This window comes from Fibrella aquatica, assembly GCF_041321135.1.
Taxonomy (GTDB): domain Bacteria; phylum Bacteroidota; class Bacteroidia; order Cytophagales; family Spirosomataceae; genus Fibrella; species Fibrella aquatica.
In genome coordinates, this window is sequence record NZ_JBGGWF010000002.1 from 466,907 (window position 1) to 487,262 (window position 20,356).

Below are 20,356 nucleotides of genomic sequence, written 5' to 3' on the forward strand. Positions count from 1 at the left end.
CATTAGCGTTCATGTCGTTTACACAACACCGTCAGCCAAACCAACCCGCTGTTTTTTCTACAGCACAAAAGTCCAGTGCCCCGCACTGGATAGGCTGGCTCTATGCGGTCATTTTCACGGCCCTTCCCATCGGCGCGGTGGCATGGGCCTGGTCGAGTGCCGCCGTGAACGTACCCAAATGGGACGATCACGCCCTGAAAATGTTTCTGATTTCTCTTGAACACGAAACCTCGCCGCTCGGCTGGTTCAATCAGGTGGTTAAGCAACACAATGAACACCGGATTGCCTACGACCGTCTGCTCACCTGGGCCGATTATACCGTCTTTGGCAAACTCAGTTTCAAACGCCTGATGGTGTACGGCGACCTGAGCTTGCTTGCATTGGTTGCGCTGTTTGGGGTATTCTTAAGACAGCACATCAAACAATGGTATTTGTTTGTCCCCCCTGTAGCCCTGCTCATCATTTCGCTGGCACAATGGGAAAACCTGTATTGGGCACTGTCATCCATCCAGAATTTCTCCATTGTCGTTTGGTCTTTGGCCTCTTTGTATGCCCTCTCACACCGGCACCAAATTGGCTGGGCCATTGGTCTGGCCATGATTGCGACGTTGGTGAGCGGCAACGGTTTTTTAGTCTGGCCTATCGGCCTTGTGCTGCTGCTCGCCCAACGTCGATTTGCAGTGTTGACTCCCTGGAGCATTGCTGCTGTTCTTCTAATTGCCGTTTACTTCGGCGATTACGTACAGCCAACTACGCACCCGCCTACCAGGGGTAGCTTACTCGAATTAATCGGGGGCTGTCTGGCCTTTCTGGGGGCCGCTGTCGAGGCGTTGCCAACCACGAAACCCTACTTCTACAGCACCCTACTAGGCGGGGCATTACTCCTTTTCTGGGTGGTTGATGTTGCGCGATCAGTACCCGCTATTCGCCAAAAAATTGCCTGGACAAGGGTGCAGGCATTCAGTTTTGGCGCGTTGGCTTTTCTGGTTGGTACAGCGCTAGTTGTGGTTTGGGGACGCTACGGCTACGGGCATGACATGCTACTAACAAGTCGCTATCGAATCTACTCCCTAACACTGTTAGCTTTGACGTATGCTTACTGGTTATCAAGTCATTATATTAGTAACCGTTTTTCGCTTAAACAAGCCTGGATTCTCGCCATTTTGGGGCTTGGTGCCAGTGGATTACTGTGGTGGAGCGCCTTCCGACTCAACACACACGAGAGCATTTCCCTCCGGAAAATGTTACTGACCAGCCAGTACAACTGGACCTATACTACCGGCCAACCCGTATCGACTATTGATGACACCACTCGCCGCCTGATCGACAATGCACCAGCTTTTTACGACGCTACGTTGCCCCGTTTTTTCACACCCAGTAATGAGATGCCTTTCCCCATCGACACGGTGTATAAATCGGGACGGATCTACACAATCCGACTTGGCATAGATGCACAAACGGGTGCGCTTCTTCCTACATTAGGTCGGCCCGATATGGGTGTGAACGTGCTGTTGCGATCGGCTAAACGTACCTATTTGTTTGGCGCGCTTCCGCAACCCCGTCGGCATTGGCGCGTGTTGGTAAACCTGCTCCCGCTCTACACGGCGAACCAACCCCTCGATGTGATTATTCCTGACAACGAGATCGACGCAGGTACGTATGAGGTAGCCGTAGTGACGTATAGCCCCGATCGGCCTCAGGGAATTGTAAGGCCTACTAACCAGTTGCTCACCGCCGCACCCCATCAACTCAGTACCGGTCCGGCCAAAAACTGGTAGATCAACAAACGTAATGACAACCTCTCCGAAGACAGCTACCCGCCCTACCCTGGGCCACCTTACCCAACTGGATGGTGTCCGATTTTTGGCCGTAGCCCTTGTACTTTTCGATCACTGGACCGCCGAACAACTCCCGGCTTCACTCACTTTTCCGCTTGGCTCACTGGGTGTAACCATCTTTTTTGTTTTAAGTGGTTTTCTGATCTCACGCATTTTACTGGCCGGGAAAGACAAACTACCACAACCCAAAACAACGTACCTGGGCGGATACCTGAAAACATTTTACATCCGGCGTACACTCCGCATCTTCCCGATCTATTACCTGACCCTGTTTGTGCTGTACCTGCTGAATGAGCCGCCAGTTCGGCGCACCATAGGGTGGCTGTCGCTTTACGCCAGTAATATTTATATTGCCCGCTACGCCACCTGGATGGGCACGGTTGATCACCTCTGGTCACTCGCCGTAGAAGAACAGGTTTATCTGTTTATGCCCATGTTGCTTTTTCTCCTGCCGCGCAATTGGGTAATGCCCACCGCACTGATCATGCTGATCGGTAGCGTAGCGCTCCGCTACGGATTGATGATTCATGGTGACCCCTGGTTTGTTGGATACGTCTCAATGCCGACTTGTCTGGATGCGTTCGGGCTAGGGCTGGCTATGGCCTGGTTATGGCTGTATCATCGCCCCCGGTTCGATGCTCTGTTCAGTTCGTCGATTGGGCTCATTTTGAGTATCGCTGCGTTGGGACTTATCATATGGGCATCAAAATCATATGCTGCTCAGAATCCGCTCGTCGAGCATCAATCGTTCAACGTGTATGTTCATGTATGGGAGCGGCTAGCGGCCTCTTTTATCGGTTTTTTTCTGATCGGTAAAGCGATCGTAGGCTTTAATGGACCAATGAAAGCACTGTTGGAACATCCCTACAGTCAGTATTTAGGTCAGATCAGTTACGGACTCTATTTGTACCATAACTTCATCTACAATGCGTACCACACGCCTCAATCGCACATTGTATTACGTGTATGGCGAAAGATTACCGATTGGATTCCGATGCTGAATACCACGTTTGCTTTTCAGTTTGTGTACTTTTTCCTGATAACCGTGAGTCTGGCAACGCTGTCTTGGTTCCTGATCGAAAAACCAGTTAATCGATTAAAAGATCGATTCGCGTATTAATGTAAGTCCACTGCCTAACCCGCATCGCTGCAAAGGTGAGTGGGCCAAACAAATACCTATCTTTGTGTAGTTTATAGCATAGTGACACTTGCACGCTGTTTTCCATCATTCAGCACCTATTGACCAACCAACTTTCATGAGCGTATTGTTATCGATTGTCATGCCGGCCTACAACGAGGAAGCCTGTATCGAAGACGTTGTAAACCTGTGGACAACCCTGTTAGACCAGCAGTTCCCTACAGAATCCACACGGCTGATTGTCGTTAACGACGGATCTAAAGATAAAACGGGTGCTATACTCGATCGGATCAAACCAAATTACCCTAAGCTGATTGTCGTTCACCAGCCTAACGGAGGGCATGGGAATGCGGTAGTACATGCCTATCGGCAGGCTGTTGCCATCGACTCTGAATACGTGTTCCAAACCGACAGCGACGATCAGTTTGTGACCGACGATTTTATGAAATTGTGGGCCAAACGCCACGAATCACCCTTTATTCTGGGCTGTCGTGAGGTTCGGTACGATGCTCTCGCCAGGTTGGTGATTACCCGAATCCTGCGTGTTAGCATCTTCCTCATTTACGGAACCTATATTAAAGATAGTAATATTCCTTTCCGGCTGATACACGGTAACTTCCTGAAACGGTTGCTGAATCAATTGCCTAAACCAACGCCTTTTGCTCCCAATATTTTTCTGGCGGTTATGGCCCGGAAGGCAGGTAACGACCTCTTTAATATTCCGATTACCCACAAAGAGCGTCAGACGGGTACGGTGTCTATTCTTAAATGGAATTTGTTGAAAGTATGTATTCAAAGTTTTAAGGAGCTGGCTCAGTTCCGCCTTGAATTGGGCGGCAAAGTAGCGGCTCTTCGTAAACCCGAATCTGTTTTACAGTAAATTATAGGCAATGACTTTTCCGTTGTCAATTCGTTTTATTCATTCTCTCAAATGCACACTAAATACGTAATAATCGGCTCTGGACCAACTGGTTTGGGGGCTGCTTACAGACTCAACGAACTGGGCGTCACAGACTTTGTCGTCCTTGAAAAAGAAAACCGGATCGGAGGCTTATCGAAAAGTTTCGTCGATGAAAAGGGATTTACCTGGGACGTGGGCGGCCACGTGCAGTTCTCGCACTATAAGTACTTTGATGACCTGATGCTAAAGGCATTAGGCGAAGATGGCTGGCTGAAACACCAACGCGAGTCGTGGGTATGGATCGAAAACCGGTTTGTTCCGTATCCATTCCAGAACAACATCAAGTACCTCACTACCGAAACTATGTGGAAATGCCTTGAAGGGATTATCCACGTCTACAAAAACCCAACTACCCAAAAGCCTAAAAACTTCCGGGAGTGGATTCTTCAGACTTTCGGACCGGGTTTAGGAGAAACATTTATGTTCCCCTACAATTTCAAGGTATGGGCCTACCCAACCGAAGAAATGAACGCCGTATGGGTGGGAGAACGCGTTGCCGTGACCGATTTAGGCCGGGTAACAAAGAACATTCTCTTCGATCAGGACGACTTCTCATGGGGTCCGAACAGCACCTTCCAGTTCCCTAAACAGGGTGGTACCGGTGGTATCTGGGAATCTGTAGGTGATTTGATTGGTCGTGACAAGATCAAGCTGAACGCTACGGTAGAAAAAGTGGTCGGGCCGGAAAAGAAAATTGTTCTGGCTAGCGGTGAGACCATCACGTACGATCATCTGCTGAGCACAGTACCCCTCGATATTTTCACCCGGAAAATAGAAGGTCTGAGTCCTGAAGTAGTTGAAACCGCTCAGGGATTGAAGCATTCTTCGACCAACGTGGTCGGTATTGGCCTGAAAGGCAAGCCTAAAAAGAGCCTGGAAACCATGTGTTGGATGTACTTCCCAGAATCGAATAGCCCGTATTACCGGGTGACGGTATTCTCGAACTACAGTCCTAACAACGTACCTGACGCCGAGCAATACTGGTCACTGATGACCGAAACCAGCGAGTCGTCGGCCAAACCAGTGAACCGGGAAACCTTGATTGAGGATACTATTAAAGCCCTAATTGAAGATCAACTGATCGAATCGGCTGATGATGTGGTGTCTACTTTCCACAAGGCTTTTGAATACGGTTATCCAACACCTTCGGTTGAGCGTGATGGCATCCTGAAGGCAGTACTACCTGCCCTGGAACCCTTCGGCATTAAATCACGTGGCCGCTTTGGCGCCTGGAAATACGAGGTTAGCAACCAGGATCACTCGCTGATGCAGGGTGTTGAATGGGCGAACAAAGTGGTAGCAGACGTACCTGAATTAACAATATTCTTTCCCGAAACGGCTAACGCCATGTGGGGAAAATAGATTTGATCTACAGGCGGTTGGCACTTGCCAGCCGCCTTTTTTTATGATTACTGCGCGATGAAACGACCCGTATGGTGGCTACTGGGTAGCGCCGTGCTGGCCATGCTGGCATGGTTGGGGTACCAGTATTGGGCCGGAACCCGGCAATCTATTGCCAGCTACGTTCCCGACGACGCCCAACTGATCGTTGATAGCCGTGAACTACAATATACTTTCAAAAACGTACAGCGAGGGTTATCGATCCGGCAACTTCCCCTCTTCGCTACGGCTGCCGACCGGCTTCAACGCGTTATCGCTTCAGGACTCGATTCGAGCGGAGCCGCCCGTTTTTTAACCCGCAAAAACATTCGCTATTCGCTGCATCAAGTCACCCGCGATGCCCTCGACTTTATTTTTTATATTCCAGTGGCCAACGATCAATTGTTGGTTGAGCAATTACAACGCCCCGACCCTAATCGATTTCGGGTGCTCAGCCGCCAATACAAAGGCCAAACCATTTATAACCTGCGCGACCTGACCAATCAGTCGTATGGTTTTTATCTGCTACACAACAATTGCCTGATCGGTAGCGCCTCGGGTGTACTGGCCGAAAATGTGGCCCGGCACCTTCAGAAAACGATACACGCTACCGGTATTACTTTACCCGATTCACCCGATAATCTGGCTACGCTCTACGTGCGCTCAGAAACGATCGACAAATTACTGGCTGATAAAACGTCGTCAGGATCATTGTTACGTGTGTTTCTTCCCCAAACAATGACCCTCCAATTTCGGCGGTCAGCGTCACCTACCCAATGGTTGGGATTTGCCTCCGATGCCGTTGGTGATCGGCAGGCGGTCGCGAATCTGTTTGCTGGCCAAACGCCACATCGTATTCGTAGCGGAAATCTGATTCCATCGAGGGTGGCTACGCTGTATCATGTAGGCTTGTCAGATAGCCCCCGCTTCGGTAAAGCACTCATTAATCTAATGAAAGATACTGATAACGAGTATCTTAAAGAGCGTATTGAACGTTCAGAAACTCTTTTACCTGATTTCTACGCCGCGTTAGCAGGCGACTTATTATTGTGCCGTTCTGAAGCGACGAGCGAAGCCACCAGTCAGATTATTGTGCTGGAAGCAACGGATGTACGCGCCCTGAGCCAGGCCATTCAAAAAATAGCGTACCGACTAGGAGCCAGTAAGGCGGGAGCACCGCGTTCGTTTCTAGGTCATCAACTGTTGCCTTTATCCACCAACGAACTGCCGGCAACCCTACTCTCTAACCTATTTACCGGTTTTTCTCAAACCTGGATCACTCAACATGACAGGTACGTTATACTCGGCAACTCAGAGGCCGCATTGCAAACGTACCTGACACAACTGAATAGCAAAGCCGTTTGGACAACCAACAACCGACTGAATCAACTGCTGAATCAGACCCTACGCCCCGCCCACCTGACTACGTTTACCCAGCTCAATCGGTCAGGGTTATCTGTTATGCGGAATTGGCCCACCGCCTGGCAGTCGTTGTTGGGTACATTCCCATTCGGTCAGGTCGAAAACCTCGCTTATCAAGCTTCCTATGGAGAAGATCATATCCTGTCGACAGTAGTACTAGGACGAACAACCCGGCAGGCCGACACAACTGTTCTTAACAAAGTCCTGCTGCGCAAACGAATTCCATTCAACGCCAGTTTGATTGCTTCGCCCGTTGTGGTTGGTCGACTGGCGGATCCGAACGCTCAGATTTGGGCACAAAATTCTGCCCGACAATTTGTGCTTTTGACCACCGACAAGGATAAAATTGTGCAGGATACCACGGATGGCGCTATACGTAGCAACGTAATTGGTGTGGATTGGCGCAACAATGGCCGTCTTCAGTATCTGTTCCTGACAGATCGGTCTCTGTATATCGCCGATTTAGGCAATCGTACCGTTCAGCTTCAGCGAATTAGCAGACCGTCTGGACTGGAAACATCATTAATTACCCGATTTAGCGGTAGTAGTCAATTACCCGATGTAGTGGCACTCATCGCTCACCGCGACGGGTCTATCTATGGTCTTGATCGTCGACAGCAAAAGTTGATCCGTCTATTTAGTAGCCGAACCCCATCTCCCCTATTGCTTCCGTTTCAAGTTATTAACCAAGGTCAAACAGCCTCTGTACTAGGCTTACAGACCAACCGTATGCTAAATCGCTGGACCGATCAGGGCGGGAAAGCCGGTCTGCTGCAGACGCCCCGTTTCCCGGCACTACTTGATCCACAGGGAGATAGTACCCGATTTGCGGGCCCTGCCCTTTGGCTTCCTGCCGAAGACCGAATTGCTACGATTACCACGTCGGGCGAATTATTATCCCTAAACGCCAACGGGCTTATTGCTAAACGAAAACAATTGTACAGACCACTTCGGGGTGGACTTTTCCGGCTTTTCCCTGATACCGAACAAACCGGTTACGTGTTACTTCGTTATACCGACACCGACGTAGCCATCCTGGATGCCGCCGGAACAAGGCAGTTTGAGCTTAGAAACCTTCGTCCGGCAGACACCCACCTACAATATCACCGACTTGGGAATGGCGTTGATATGCTCGCCGTAAAATCGGGCAACTTTACTACACTCTATACGCTGACCGGCCAGCGCATTGGCGACCGCCCCATACCCAGTCTATTTCCGGTGACGCTCCAGTACGATGCGCAGACCAATGAACTGTATATTGTGAGCAGTATTCAAAAAGCCGTTCAGCTATTCACTATTCGTCTTCGATGAAGTTCACTAAAATTCTTCTTCTTCTGGTTGTTTGCCTATTGTGGCTTGGCGGATGCTCGCAAACGATGATGCGGTATCTGTATAAAACCAACGTTATTGCCGACGACTATCAATACGGTGATCTATATCGGTTATCGAACCTGCCTCAGTTCAAAGACCCAGTTGCTCCCTGCCCACCCCGAACATTCCTATCCGACACGGCCCGTACGCATCTGTATGTAATTGGCGACAGTTTTACTGAACCTGAACGATTAGGAAAACAGGATTTACCAGTTTCTTATTTCAAACGTGTGCAATGGGATAAACAAGACACGGTGCAGCTAGATCCGGCGGCCCATAATGTATTACTAATCGAATCGGTGGAACGTCATTTTCGGGAACACGCTGCTGCATCAGCATCTATCCAGAACTTGCTTGTGGTAAAAGACACAAACAGAACGAACAGTCCAGAAACAGATGTCCCCTCACTAGGCAAGCAGCTTGCTGACGCTATTCACTCGGAGGGTATAGAAGAACGACTCGAAACTGTACTCTTCAGCCAGGCTATTTTCTTGTGGTTCAAAGAACTAAAAGCAACACTCAATCTGGCTTTTTTTGAGCGGGTGAGCCCGAACGTATCGCTATCTCAAAATAAGGAACATCTATTCATCGCCCTCGATACCGACTCAACCAAATTGCTCAACGCAGGTACGTCTCCGCTTTCAGACCAGGAAGTGAATGGGTTGGTTAGTACTATCAATAAAACGGCAACACACTATCAGTCAGTGGGTTTCGATAAAGTTATTCTATCAATAATTCCTAATAAAGCCACTATTCTCGATCCAACGCTTAAACCATATAATTACCTGATCGAACGAGTTCAGCGTCACCCAGATCTGAACGTACCTGTGGTTGATATATACAGCCTGTACCGTCAACAGACTAAATCGGTTTATGCACTAGGCGATTCACACTGGAACTGTACCGGCCGTGCCCTTTGGCTTAACACAATCGCCAACACATTACACTAATTAAAGCGTATCAGCCATTTGCTCGAGCACAAGCGCATATTGCTGAATACCATTCTCTCGAACCGGATACTTTTTTAGGGCCATTGCGGCTTTTCTCATGAACTGCTGCGCCTTACGGGCATCGGCTTCTGTGGCATAAAGTGTTGTCCAGGTGGCCGTTGAATCGAAGGAGGTGGTAACCCCGATACCACGGCGATAATAACGAATTGGCAGGTAGATAGCCGCTGGTTTAAACCGGTTGAAACGGTTTCGATGGACCGCTTTAAAGAAGAGTGAGTAAAAGTAGAGTGTGTTTTTCACCCGTTCCTTTATTTGTTCATCGGTCTCTGATTTAATTGGGTGCGTAAATGCAACCCGGGCAAGTGCATGAAACCGCAATTCGTCGGTGGGCATTGGTAGCCGGTAGGCTTTATAGCGTAAAACTACGTTTTGACCATTCACCTGCCGCACAGCCAACATTGCCAATGACTGTCGATTTAGAACAACCTGACTGAATTTATCATCGAACAGGGTTAACTCGGCATTATCCAGTACATAGTTATCTTCCGAGTATCGCCCGTTTAGTAGCCGTCGTCCAACACCATCGGGCGTAAAAAAATAGAAACTATACTCCAATAATTTCAGGTTACTGTTCAATGCAGAATCCTCTGCCATATCTTCATTCAGAGGTTTTACACTTGTGAGGAGATATGTACCGGATAAACGGTTCGGTTCTGTGTCAGTAACAGACTGACAGGCACTGAAAAAGAATATACTGAAACAGGTAAATACGGAAAGTGGTAACCTGTTTGTTAGCAGCTTAATGCGATAATCTGGTTGTTGCATACAAGGTACCGAACAGTCGTGAACTATAATACGCTTAAACATAATAGCCCGAACGTCTATTACCAACGTTCGGGCTATTATGTTTACTTAACTAACTGATCGATCAGGCGGTAGCCAGCATAGACACCGCTTTAGCCTCCAGCATGCTCTCGCCCATCAGGTACGTGTCAGCAGCACGAGCCGCTTCACGACCTTCCGATATTGCCCACACAACCAGTGATTGGCCCCGACGCATATCGCCAGCCGCAAATACATTTGGATTAGAGACGGTTTGGTAGTTGTTCGTTTTCACATTACCTCGCTCATCGCGTTCCAGATTCAAATCCGTCAGCAAACCTTCGTGTTGTGGGTGCAGGAAACCCGCGGCCAGTAACGCCAGTTCGCAGGGAACGTCGCGCTCGGTGCCTGGCATTTCAACCATCTGCATCCGGCCGTTTTCGTTTTTCCACTCCAAATCTACCAGCCGGAGCGCTTTGAGGTTACCCTCTTCGTCGCCAATAAACGCTTTTGTGTTGATCGACCAGCGCCGTTCACACCCTTCTTCGTGGCTGGTGCTGGTGCGTAGCATCATTGGCCAGTGTGGCCAGGGTGTGCTGTCGGCCCGCTCTTTGGGCGGCATCGGCATCAGTTCAATCTGCGTTACACTAGCTGCCCCGTGCCGGTTCGACGTACCTACGCAGTCGGAGCCAGTGTCACCCCCGCCAATTACCACGACGTTTTTATCCGTAGCCAGCAGTTCGCCGTTGTAATACGGTACACCCCGGTGATCTATCGTCACGGATCGGCCAGCAACCCGCTTATTCTGCTGACTCAAAAATTCCATAGCGGGGTAAACACCTTTCAACTCCCGACCCGGTATCGGCAGATCGCGCGGTACAGTTGACCCACCGGTTAGCATAACCAGGTCAAAGTCGGCCAGTAAATCCTTGGCTTTCACATCGACGCCAACATTCACCCCGGTACGGAACGTGATACCCTCGGCCTCCATCACCGCTAAACGGCGATCGATCGTCCATTTTTCAAGCTTGAAATCGGGGATGCCGTACCGCAACAGACCGCCAACCTGATCGGCCCGTTCAAATACCGTTACCGTATGACCGGCCTTATTAAGCTGAGCCGCCGCCGCCAATCCGGCGGGACCAGAGCCCACAACGGCTACCGTTTTGCCGGTGCGTTTCAGCGGAGGAGTTGACTTTACGAAGCCCTTGGCAAATGCTACCTCGGCAATCGACTTCTCAACAAACTCGATGGCAACGGGCGGTTTATTGATACCCAACACACAAGCGGATTCACAGGGTGCCGGACAGATACGGCCGGTAAACTCAGGAAAGTTGTTGGTCGACGACAGGATTTCCCAGGCGTATTCCCAGTTCTGTTCGTACACGGCGTCGTTGAATTCGGGAATAATATTCCCAAGTGGACACCCGCTGTGGCAAAACGGGGTGCCACAGTCCATACAACGAGCTGCTTGCTTTTGGCTATCTGCCTCCGAAAAAGGCTGTTCAATTTCCTTATAATCGTGCAACCGCGCGGTGATATCACGCTTTTTAGGCAGTTCGCGGGTAAATTCTAAAAATCCGGTAGGTTTTCCCATTAGTGGTAATGAGTGAAAGAATAGCAGTATGAATAATGCTCCTATGAAAAGGAAACTACTTGTTATATACGTGATTGGTTAGCAAAATCAGACTAATGAAAATCAGATGATTGCCAGCTCTCTAACATGCCAAACATCCTGTTTACCGATTGCACGTATTTGATCGGCATAGAGTGTTTCAACAGCAAATGTTCGACCTTCCTTCGTCATAAATTCGACTTCATAGGCTTTGTGATCCTTGTAGATTTCGACGACAACGCCCACATCACCTTTCATCAAGCCTTTATCGGGCAGATCAATCAATAAAACCGCTTCTTTGAACAATTCGATCATAATGCTACATCAGTTTGGGTAAGCCGTAACAAATCTGGGAAAAAGGCCGTTTTGATCAAATATCCAGATACTCAATACAACAACGTGCCTATCCATTGGATTCATTAATTCACCGACAACAAAGTATTTAAGGCCAAATTCGGTTTGCTGTGTTCCGGTAACCTCACCGCTACAAGCCAGTGTTGTCAACGCGTTACTGAGTAAAGAAGCATTTGTTACGGTAAAACCGATCCGGTTATATAAATACGATTTTCCTTTCGAATTTTCTTCGTTCAGAAGATAGCCCGTGAGCTTAATCTCCTGAACGAGTGCCTGTTCACAATTCGGCAATTTCATGCCCACTAGCCTTGTGTGGCGTCGACGACGATATCCTGATAAACAACGCTTTTGTCACGAATTTGGTCACTTAGTGCGATACCCCGGCTAGCTAAAGCCTGCTTGAAATCGTCGGGCAACACTTTCACGAATTTAGCGATTTGCGTGTCCCAATCCTGAATCAGCGACAACGCTACGTTACTGGTCGTGTGCTGAAAGTGCTTCTCTACATACTGCCGAACAATGCCCTGATCTTCCTCATTAAGTGCTTCCAGACTCACCATTTCGCGGTTTACCTTCGGCGCAAACGTGCCATCGACATCGTAGACATAAGCAACACCACCCGACATCCCAGCCGCGAAGTTTTGACCAGTTTGACCAAGGATGATCACCAAACCGCCTGTCATGTACTCAAGACCGTGGTCACCCACACCCTCTACTACCACTTTCGCGCCCGAGTTACGTACCCCGAATCGCTCGCCAGCCATGCCCCGGATGTAGGCTTCGCCCGAAGTGGCACCATAGAACGATACGTTACCAACGATGCTGTTTTCTTCGGGCTTGAAGGTGGCTGTCCGGTCGGGGTAAACGATCAGCTCCGCACCGCAAAGGCCTTTACCAAAGTAATCATTGGCATCACCTTCCAGTTCAAGACGCACACCGGCAGTAGTAAAAGCCCCAAAACTCTGACCCGCCGTACCACGCATTTTTACGTGAATGGTATTGGTTGGTAAACCGGGGCCACCGTACACTTTCGAAATTTCGTTCGACAGCATCGTGCCAATACTCCGGTTGATGTTCTGCACCGAAAACTCGCCGTATACCGATTCAGCACGAAGCAACGATGGCTGAGCCAACTCAATCAATTGACGGTCAAGAATATGATCAATACCATGATCCTGATCTTCCTGTTTGTACAGAGCAACATCCAGGCTTTCTGGCTCCCGGTAAAGCATACCCGACAAATCGAGCGTTTTATATTTCCAGTTAGAAATATCAGAACGCATCTGCAACATCTGAACCTGACCAATCATTTCGGCTACCGTACGGAATCCGAGTTCGGCCATGATCTCGCGCAGTTCGTCGGCCATAAAAGTGAACATATTCACCACATGCTCGGGCTTACCCGTAAACATGGCCCGGAGTTCTTTATTCTGTGTGGCAACGCCTACCGGGCAGGTATTTAAATGACACTTACGCATCATAATACATCCCGCCGCTACCAGGGCCGCCGTAGCTACGCCAAATTCTTCAGCGCCCAACATGGCTGCAATAGCCAAATCGCGACCTGTTCTAATTTGTCCGTCGGCCTGCACCGTTACCCGGCCACGGAGCTTATTTTTCACCAGTGTTTGGTGCGTTTCGGCTAAGCCAAGTTCCCAGGGTAATCCCGCATGGCGGATACTCGATAGCGGCGAAGCCCCGGTTCCTCCGTCGTGTCCCGACACCAGAATGTGGTCGGCGTGCGCTTTGGCAACCCCGGCTGCAATGGTACCTACACCTGCTTCCGATACCAGTTTTACACTGATACGGGCGGCACGGTTGGCATTCTTGAGATCGAAAATTAGCTGGGCCAGATCTTCAATCGAGTAAATATCATGGTGTGGCGGGGGCGAAATCAGACCTACGCCAGGTGTACTGTGCCGGGTACGTCCAATCCAGTCGTCTACTTTATGACCGGGTAACTGTCCTCCTTCACCGGGTTTGGCACCCTGCGCCATCTTGATCTGCAACTCGCGGGCATTGCTCAGATAATAGCTTGTCACCCCAAACCGGCCCGATGCCACCTGCTTGATAGCCGAGTTCATACTATCGCCATTGGCCAGGGGGGCGAAACGAAGTTCGTCTTCTCCTCCTTCGCCCGAATTGCTTTTTCCACCAATCCGGTTCATGGCAATGGCCAGCGTGGTGTGCGCTTCCCACGAAATAGAGCCAAATGACATGGCCCCGGTAGCAAAGCGCCTGAAGATTGCCTCGACAGGCTCAACCTCTTCGATAGGTACCGGCGTCGATTTTTTGAAGGTCAGCAGACCGCGCAATGTGAGCGCGTTCTTAGTCTGATCATCAATCAGTTGACTGTATTTCTTAAAGATTTTATAATCGTTCTTTTGTGTTGACTGTTGGAGCAGGTGAATGGTGTCAGGGTTGAAGATGTGCTTCTCTCCGCGCTGTTTCCACTGGTAGATACCACCCACTTCCAGCCGCCGGGCCGATACCGATGGAATGGGTGGGAAGGCCGTGTGGTGACGAACCAGTACTTCACGGGCAATCTCGGCCAGACCCATACCGCCGATACGAGACACCGTACCGCTGAAGTAATGATCAACGACCGACTTGTTCAGGCCCAGACACTCGAAAATCATGGCACCCTGATACGACTGCAACGTCGAAATGCCCATCTTCGAGAAAATCTTCAGCAACTCGCCGTTGACCGCCTTGATGTAGTTTTTGTTTAGCTTATCCAGATCGTAATCAACCTGTAACTGATTCTTTTCTCTCAGGCTGGCAATCGTTTCAAACGCCATGTAAGGGTTCACTGCCGATGCACCGTAGCCAATCAGGGTAGCTACGTGGTGCGTTTCCCACACATCACCTGCCTCAACCAATATACCCACTTTACCGCGCAGCCCCTCCCGAATCAGGTAATGGTGAACGGCAGCCGTTGCCAGTAATGAAGGAATAGGCGCGTGGTTAGAGTCGATAGCCCGATCAGACAAGACCAGAATCGAGTAGCCATCCTCAATCGCATCTTTTGCGTATCGGCATACCCGGTCAATAGCTCGTTCGAGCGATTCACCTTTGCCATCGGCCAGAAACAGGGTATTCACCGTTTTCGCCTGGAAATTCGGGCGGTCAATAAACCGTAGCTTGTCGAACTCCTGAGTAGTCAAAACCGGCTGCTCCAACTCTACCTGCCGACAATGTTCGGGAGACTCGGTCAACAGGTTGCTTGTGGCACCAACAAACGAAATCAGCGACATAATAGCCCGCTCCCGAATGGAATCGATGGGCGGGTTGGTCACCTGGGCAAACAGTTGCTTAAAGTAATGGCTTAGGTGCTGACTTTGCTCCGACAGAATAGCCAACGGCACATCCGTCCCCATCGAACCCAGCGCTTCTTTGCCTGTTTCCACCATGGGAGCCAGAATCATGCGCAGGTCTTCGGTAGTGAAGCCAAATGCCTGTTGCATCCGCAGCAGCGCCTTTTCATCGTACCGGCTGTAGGTACGTGCCGGGGCTGTCAGGTCCGCAATTTTTATTTTGTTCTCGTCGAGCCACTGCTGATAAGGCTGCGCCGAACAGATCGATTGCTTAATCTCTTCGTCGGCAATGATGCGGCCCTGTTCCATGTCGACCACGAACATTTTTCCGGGTTGAAGCCGGCCCTTGCTGACCACTTTACTTTGGTCAATATCCAATACACCCGCCTCAGAAGCCATAATAACCACGTCGTCGTTGGTCACCCAGAAACGCGATGGACGCAGGCCATTCCGATCGAGGGTTGCGCCCACAATGCGGCCATCGGTAAAGGAAATAGAGGCGGGGCCATCCCAGGGTTCAATCAGGGCGGCGTGGTATTCGTAGAACGCTTTCCGAACGGGGTCCATGTGTGTGTTACCGTCCCAGGCTTCGGGAATCAGCATCATCATTACATGGGGCAGCGAGCGACCACTCATTACCAGCAGCTCAATGGCGTTATCCAGGTTAGCGGAATCGGACTGGGTAGGGTCACAGATGGGCAATAGCATGTCCATCTCTTCAGGAGTAAACTGACTCGACACCAGCAGCGATTCGGCAGCCTTCATCCAGTTTACATTACCTTTTACGGTGTTGATCTCGCCATTGTGGGCAATATACCGAAAGGGTTGCGCCAGTCGCCAGGCGGGGAACGTATTGGTTGAAAAACGCGAGTGTACTACGCCGAGAGCCGACACCACATCTTCGTTTTCCAGATCCGGGAAGTACGGCTCGAGTTGCTCGGTGGTTAACTGTCCTTTATACGTGATTGTCCGGCACGACAGCGACGAGAAGTAAAAATCGCCAACACCCGAAATGGTCTCATTAATGATCCGGGTGCTCGTGTTGCGCAATACGTACAGCTTACGCTCGAAATCATCGGTGTTGGTTACGGTAGCGGGGCGTTTAATAAACACCTGCTCCATTTGTGGTTCACAAGAGCGGGAGGTACCGCCCAGGTTACTGTTGTTTACCGGAACAACCCGGTAGCAAAGCAGTTCAAGACCAAGCTTTTTCATCTTCCGATTCAGAACAGCCCGGCATTCTTCGCGCAGCCAGACATCTTTCGGAAAATAAACCATGCCTACGCCATAGGCACCGGCAGCGGGCAGATGAACGCCTAGCTTACGGCATTCATCAACAAAAAATTCGTGTGGAATCTGAATCAGCAATCCGGCCCCATCGCCCGAATTACCTTCGGCGCCAACCGCACCCCGGTGCTCCATCCGGCAGAGCATAGACAGCGCATCCGACACGATACGATGGGATTTACGGCCCTTAATGTGGGCAACGAACCCAATACCGCAGTTGTCGTGCTCAAATTCAGAACGGTATAAACCCGCTTGAACAGGTTGATCTGTACTCAGGTCGACTTGGTCAGCCATAAACGAGATGTAGGTTAGGTGGCCGGTAGCCGTCGAGCCGAAATGCGGCTCATTGGAACCGACGCTGTATTACGATGATAACAACGAGCGATTCTGGTCTCGAATAAACGACGTACTAAAGGGACGGTTATTCGTATTTGTTTGTGATGAAAGCCACGCAATATACACGTTGCTTTGTTTGGTAAAAAGGCGAATTCACCCAATTTCGTTCTCAACCAGACAATTATGTATTTAGTAATAAAACTCCTGCAAAAATGACTATTTTACAATGAATACTTTCATATGTAAGCAACTTAATAGCCAATTAACATTTACAGGCTATAGAAGTAATGCTACCACTAAGGGGGGTAAACCAACTAAAATATGGCTGAACGGGTAGCGCAACAAAGCCTCTTAGGGGTAATTCAAAAGCCTTTTCCCCTTTTGAAATCAAACAATCAACGACCCTATGCGCTATTGTCTGTTCACTGCATTGCTGCTGCTTACCCTCTACCCGATGGTCAACGCCCAGAAAGTATCAAAAAAAATGTCGGGCAACCCAATCTTTCCGGGCTGGTATGCCGACCCCGAAGTGGCTGTTTTCGAAAAGAAATACTGGGTTTATCCCACTTTTTCTGCCCCCTACAAAGAACAGGTCTTTATGGACGCTTTCTCATCGCCCGATCTGGTTTCCTGGACCAAACACCCCCGTATTGTCGATACAACAGCGATAAAATGGGCTAAGAGGGCCATGTGGGCTCCGTCTGTGATTGAAAAGGGAGGTCAGTATTTTCTGTTTTTCGGGGCCAACGATGTACACGAAGGCGAAGTAGGCGGCATTGGCGTAGCCGTGGCCGATAAACCCGAAGGGCCATTCCGCGATTACCTGGGTAAACCACTCATTGGCCAAATTCATAACGGAGCTCAGCCAATCGATCAGTTCGTTTTTCAGGACAAAGACGGCCAATATTATATGATCTATGGCGGTTGGCGCCATTGCAACATTGCCAAATTGACCAGCGATTTTAAAGGCTTCATCCCCTTTTCAGATGGCTCTACGTTTCGCGAAATAACCCCAAAAGGATACGTAGAAGGCCCTGTGATGTTCATTAAGGAAGGTAAATACTACTTTATGTGGTCGGAAGGAGGCTGGACAGGCCCCGATTATTCAGTAGCTTATGCCGTGGCCGATTCACCATTCGGACCTTTCGAGCGGGTGGGGAAAATTCTGCAGCAAGATCCTAACGTGGCCACTGGGGCTGGTCACCACTCTATGCTTAGGGTACCCGGCAAGAAAGGTAGCGAACCCGATGCCTGGTACATTGTGTATCACCGTCGGCCACTAACCGAAACCGATGGTAATCACCGCGAAACCTGCATCGACCGCCTTGAATTCGATGAGAAAGGAGGCATAAAACCGGTTCAGATTACAAAAGAAGGCGTGTCGGCCAACCGGATGAAGTAACTAAAGTGGTGTTGATCCGAGGAATTTAATCCACGCGCATAACGACGTACCTGAAAAACTCGACCTATGAAACCACTCCTCGCTTTCACCAGTCTGCTTCTCTCTGGCTTTGCCTTATCCGAATCGGCCAATCCCCCGCGTTTTGTGAAATATTTCGTGGCGGCCGAAAGCTATGAATCGGCCGGGGTAGTAGATGTAGATGGGAACGGTACACTGGATATTGTATCCGGCGATTTCTGGTACGAGAACGATGGCAGCGCGCAACCTACTTTCCGCAAACGGCACCTGATTGGCCACCAGAAACGCGAAGACCAGTACTACGACGACTTTTCGACAATTCCCTTCGACGTCAATGCCGATGGACGACCGGATATTATTACGGGCGGTTGGTGGAGCGGCCGGTTACGCTGGTTGGAGAACGTACCCAAAGGCGACTGGCCGATCCACGAAATAGCTCAGGTCGGCAATGTAGAGACTACCTGTGCCTGGGATGTAGACGGCGATGGTAAGCTGGAAATCTGCCCTAATAATCCCGGTAAACCGCTGGTTTACCTGAAATATCAACCCGATCACACGTTTAAATCGGTAGTGGTCCACTCCACCCAGGGCCACGGCCTGGGCTTTGGGGATATCAACGGCGATGGACGCGGCGATTTTATTATCAGCGACGGCTGGCTTGAGCAAGGCGGAGACCGGAACAATCCGACCTGGACTTTCCACGCAGAATTTAGCCTCGGTACGGCTAGTGTACCCGTCTTAGCCGTCGATGTGAATGGCGATAAATTAGCCGACCTGATTGTTGGGCAAGGGCATGGGTATGGGCTACACTGGTACAGTCAGGCGAAGGGTTCGAATGGACAACGTACCTGGACGAAACACAACATAGACGAAAAAAACGCGCAATATCATGTCATGAAATGGGTAGATATTACGGGTGATGGTCGGCCTGAACTGGTAACAGGCAAGCGTTTCCGGGCGCATAACGACAGCGACCCCGGAGCCAATGATCCGGTTGGCCTCTATTATTTTAACGTCGATAAAGGCGTGTTCAGGAAGAACGTAATCAGCTTTGGTCAGGCCGGTGAAGGAAAGGGGACCGGTATTCAGTTTGCCACCGCCGATCTCCGCCGTACTGGCCGAACCGATATCGTAGTAGCCGGAAAAGATGGGTTATACGTCTTTTTCAATGAAAAGTAAAGCTCACTGGGCGTTGGCCATCAGACGTTAGATAGTGGAAAAAAGGCGACTGTGGCCCTTTTAGGAGGAACGACAAAAGTATGGCCTGGATCGAAGCGAGGTAAGTGCGCTTTGATCCAGGCCATCGGTCATTTTATTGGCTGGTGCAGTTAGTGACTGACCGTTTCCTCTACACGGCGATCGTGGCCGGTTTCAAACTCAGCCGTAGCCTTGGCGGGGCGCATCTTGATAATCTTCAAGCCCGACAGTACTTTGATCATGGGGTACGTTGGGTCAAACTCAAACCATTTAGCTCCGAAGTTGGCAGCATTGGGCCGTTTGTGGTGGTTGTTCTGGAACAATTCGCCCATCATCACCACATCAAGCATCAGTGAATTTTTCGATTTATCGTGGTTATCGAAATTGCTGTATCCGTATTTGTGGCCGCTCCAGTTGATGATAGCTCCATGTACCGGTCCCATCACGAAGTGTACGGGCAGCAGGAAGAAGAACGCCCAATGCATGTCCAGGTAAATGAACGCAAAGATGTAGAACAAGCTGTAGGCAATACCCCAACCAGCCCGCGAAACCCACGAATCACCTAATTTTTCGATCAGGTTCCACTCGGGGTAGTTGCGATCAAACTGACGTTCGATGGCTTGCTTGCGGTGCAACACGGCGTTGTAAATATTTTTCGTTTGCCACATCATCGTGAATACATTCTTCGTGTGATGCGGCGAATGCGGATCTTTCGGCGTATCACTGAACGCGTGGTGCATCCGATGCAACACGGCGTAGGCCCGTGGGCTCAGGTACGACGACCCCTGCGAAATGTAGGTGAGCGCGTAGAAGAAACGTTCCCAGAACTTGCTCATCGAGAACATCTTGTGCGCCGAGTACCGATGCAGGAAAAACGTTTGACAAAATAGAGAGAGATACCAGTGCGCGACAAAGGCGGCTACGACGTATATCACGGGTTAATACGTT

Annotated in this window: 14 protein-coding genes; 8 read left to right on the forward strand and 6 right to left on the reverse strand. The window is 49.9% G+C overall.

Annotation, left to right across the window (positions count from 1 at the left end):
• Positions 1–11: 11 nt before the first annotated feature.
• The 6 genes from ACAW87_RS05830 (at position 12) to ACAW87_RS05855 (ending at position 9,060) form a co-directional block, all read left to right on the forward strand.
• Positions 12–1,778, forward strand: coding sequence for a DUF2189 domain-containing protein (locus ACAW87_RS05830; RefSeq protein ID WP_370722218.1), 1,767 nt, complete (start codon positions 12–14; stop codon positions 1,776–1,778).
• 13 nt (positions 1,779–1,791) lie between these two features.
• A complete protein-coding gene (locus ACAW87_RS05835; protein ID WP_370722219.1) occupies positions 1,792–2,958 on the forward strand; it encodes an acyltransferase family protein in 1,167 nt (388 codons plus the stop codon).
• A gap of 136 nt (positions 2,959–3,094) precedes the next feature.
• The gene (locus ACAW87_RS05840; protein ID WP_370722220.1) at positions 3,095–3,856 is read left to right on the forward strand and encodes a glycosyltransferase family 2 protein; all 762 of its coding nucleotides are present in this window, start codon (positions 3,095–3,097) and stop codon (positions 3,854–3,856) included.
• A gap of 51 nt (positions 3,857–3,907) precedes the next feature.
• Positions 3,908–5,299 (forward strand): protoporphyrinogen/coproporphyrinogen oxidase, encoded by a 1,392-nt coding sequence (locus ACAW87_RS05845; protein WP_370722221.1) that lies wholly within the window; start codon positions 3,908–3,910, stop codon positions 5,297–5,299.
• A 57-nt stretch (positions 5,300–5,356) separates the two neighbouring features.
• Positions 5,357–8,050: a hypothetical protein gene (locus ACAW87_RS05850; RefSeq protein WP_370722222.1), complete on the forward strand. Its 2,694-nt coding sequence runs from the start codon at positions 5,357–5,359 to the stop codon at positions 8,048–8,050.
• Complete coding sequence (locus ACAW87_RS05855) at positions 8,047–9,060, forward strand: alginate O-acetyltransferase AlgX-related protein (RefSeq protein ID WP_370722223.1); 1,014 nt, start codon at positions 8,047–8,049, stop codon at positions 9,058–9,060. Before ACAW87_RS05850 ends, ACAW87_RS05855 begins: the two co-directional genes overlap by 4 nt.
• Here ACAW87_RS05855 and ACAW87_RS05860 read toward each other — a convergent pair whose 3' ends face one another.
• From ACAW87_RS05860 to gltB, 5 genes are all read right to left on the reverse strand, one after another.
• Positions 9,061–9,714, reverse strand: coding sequence for a hypothetical protein (locus ACAW87_RS05860; protein ID WP_370722224.1), 654 nt, complete (start codon positions 9,712–9,714; stop codon positions 9,061–9,063).
• A gap of 274 nt (positions 9,715–9,988) precedes the next feature.
• Positions 9,989–11,479 (reverse strand): glutamate synthase subunit beta, encoded by a 1,491-nt coding sequence (locus tag ACAW87_RS05865; RefSeq protein WP_370722225.1) that lies wholly within the window; start codon positions 11,477–11,479, stop codon positions 9,989–9,991.
• A 102-nt stretch (positions 11,480–11,581) separates the two neighbouring features.
• Positions 11,582–11,812: a DUF4926 domain-containing protein gene (locus ACAW87_RS05870; protein WP_370722226.1), complete on the reverse strand. Its 231-nt coding sequence runs from the start codon at positions 11,810–11,812 to the stop codon at positions 11,582–11,584.
• A 9-nt stretch (positions 11,813–11,821) separates the two neighbouring features.
• Complete coding sequence (locus tag ACAW87_RS05875; protein ID WP_370722227.1) at positions 11,822–12,148, reverse strand: DUF6883 domain-containing protein; 327 nt, start codon at positions 12,146–12,148, stop codon at positions 11,822–11,824.
• Between the two features lie 5 nt (positions 12,149–12,153).
• Positions 12,154–16,749, reverse strand: coding sequence for a glutamate synthase large subunit (gene gltB, locus ACAW87_RS05880; protein ID WP_370722228.1), 4,596 nt, complete (start codon positions 16,747–16,749; stop codon positions 12,154–12,156).
• Positions 16,750–17,197: 448 nt separating this feature from the next.
• On the opposite strand from gltB, the gene ACAW87_RS05885 reads away from it, so the two are divergent.
• On the forward strand, positions 17,198–18,193 hold the full coding sequence (locus tag ACAW87_RS05885; RefSeq protein ID WP_370722229.1) for a glycoside hydrolase family 43 protein: 996 nt from the start codon (positions 17,198–17,200) through the stop codon (positions 18,191–18,193).
• Positions 18,194–18,259: 66 nt separating this feature from the next.
• Entirely contained in the window at positions 18,260–19,390 is a 1,131-nt protein-coding gene (locus tag ACAW87_RS05890; RefSeq protein ID WP_370722230.1) for an FG-GAP repeat domain-containing protein, read from the forward strand.
• Positions 19,391–19,539: 149 nt separating this feature from the next.
• Here the strand turns inward: ACAW87_RS05890 and ACAW87_RS05895 are convergent, their stop codons facing one another.
• Entirely contained in the window at positions 19,540–20,340 is an 801-nt protein-coding gene (locus ACAW87_RS05895) for an acyl-CoA desaturase (protein WP_370722822.1), read from the reverse strand.
• Between the last annotated feature and the right edge of the window lie 16 nt (positions 20,341–20,356).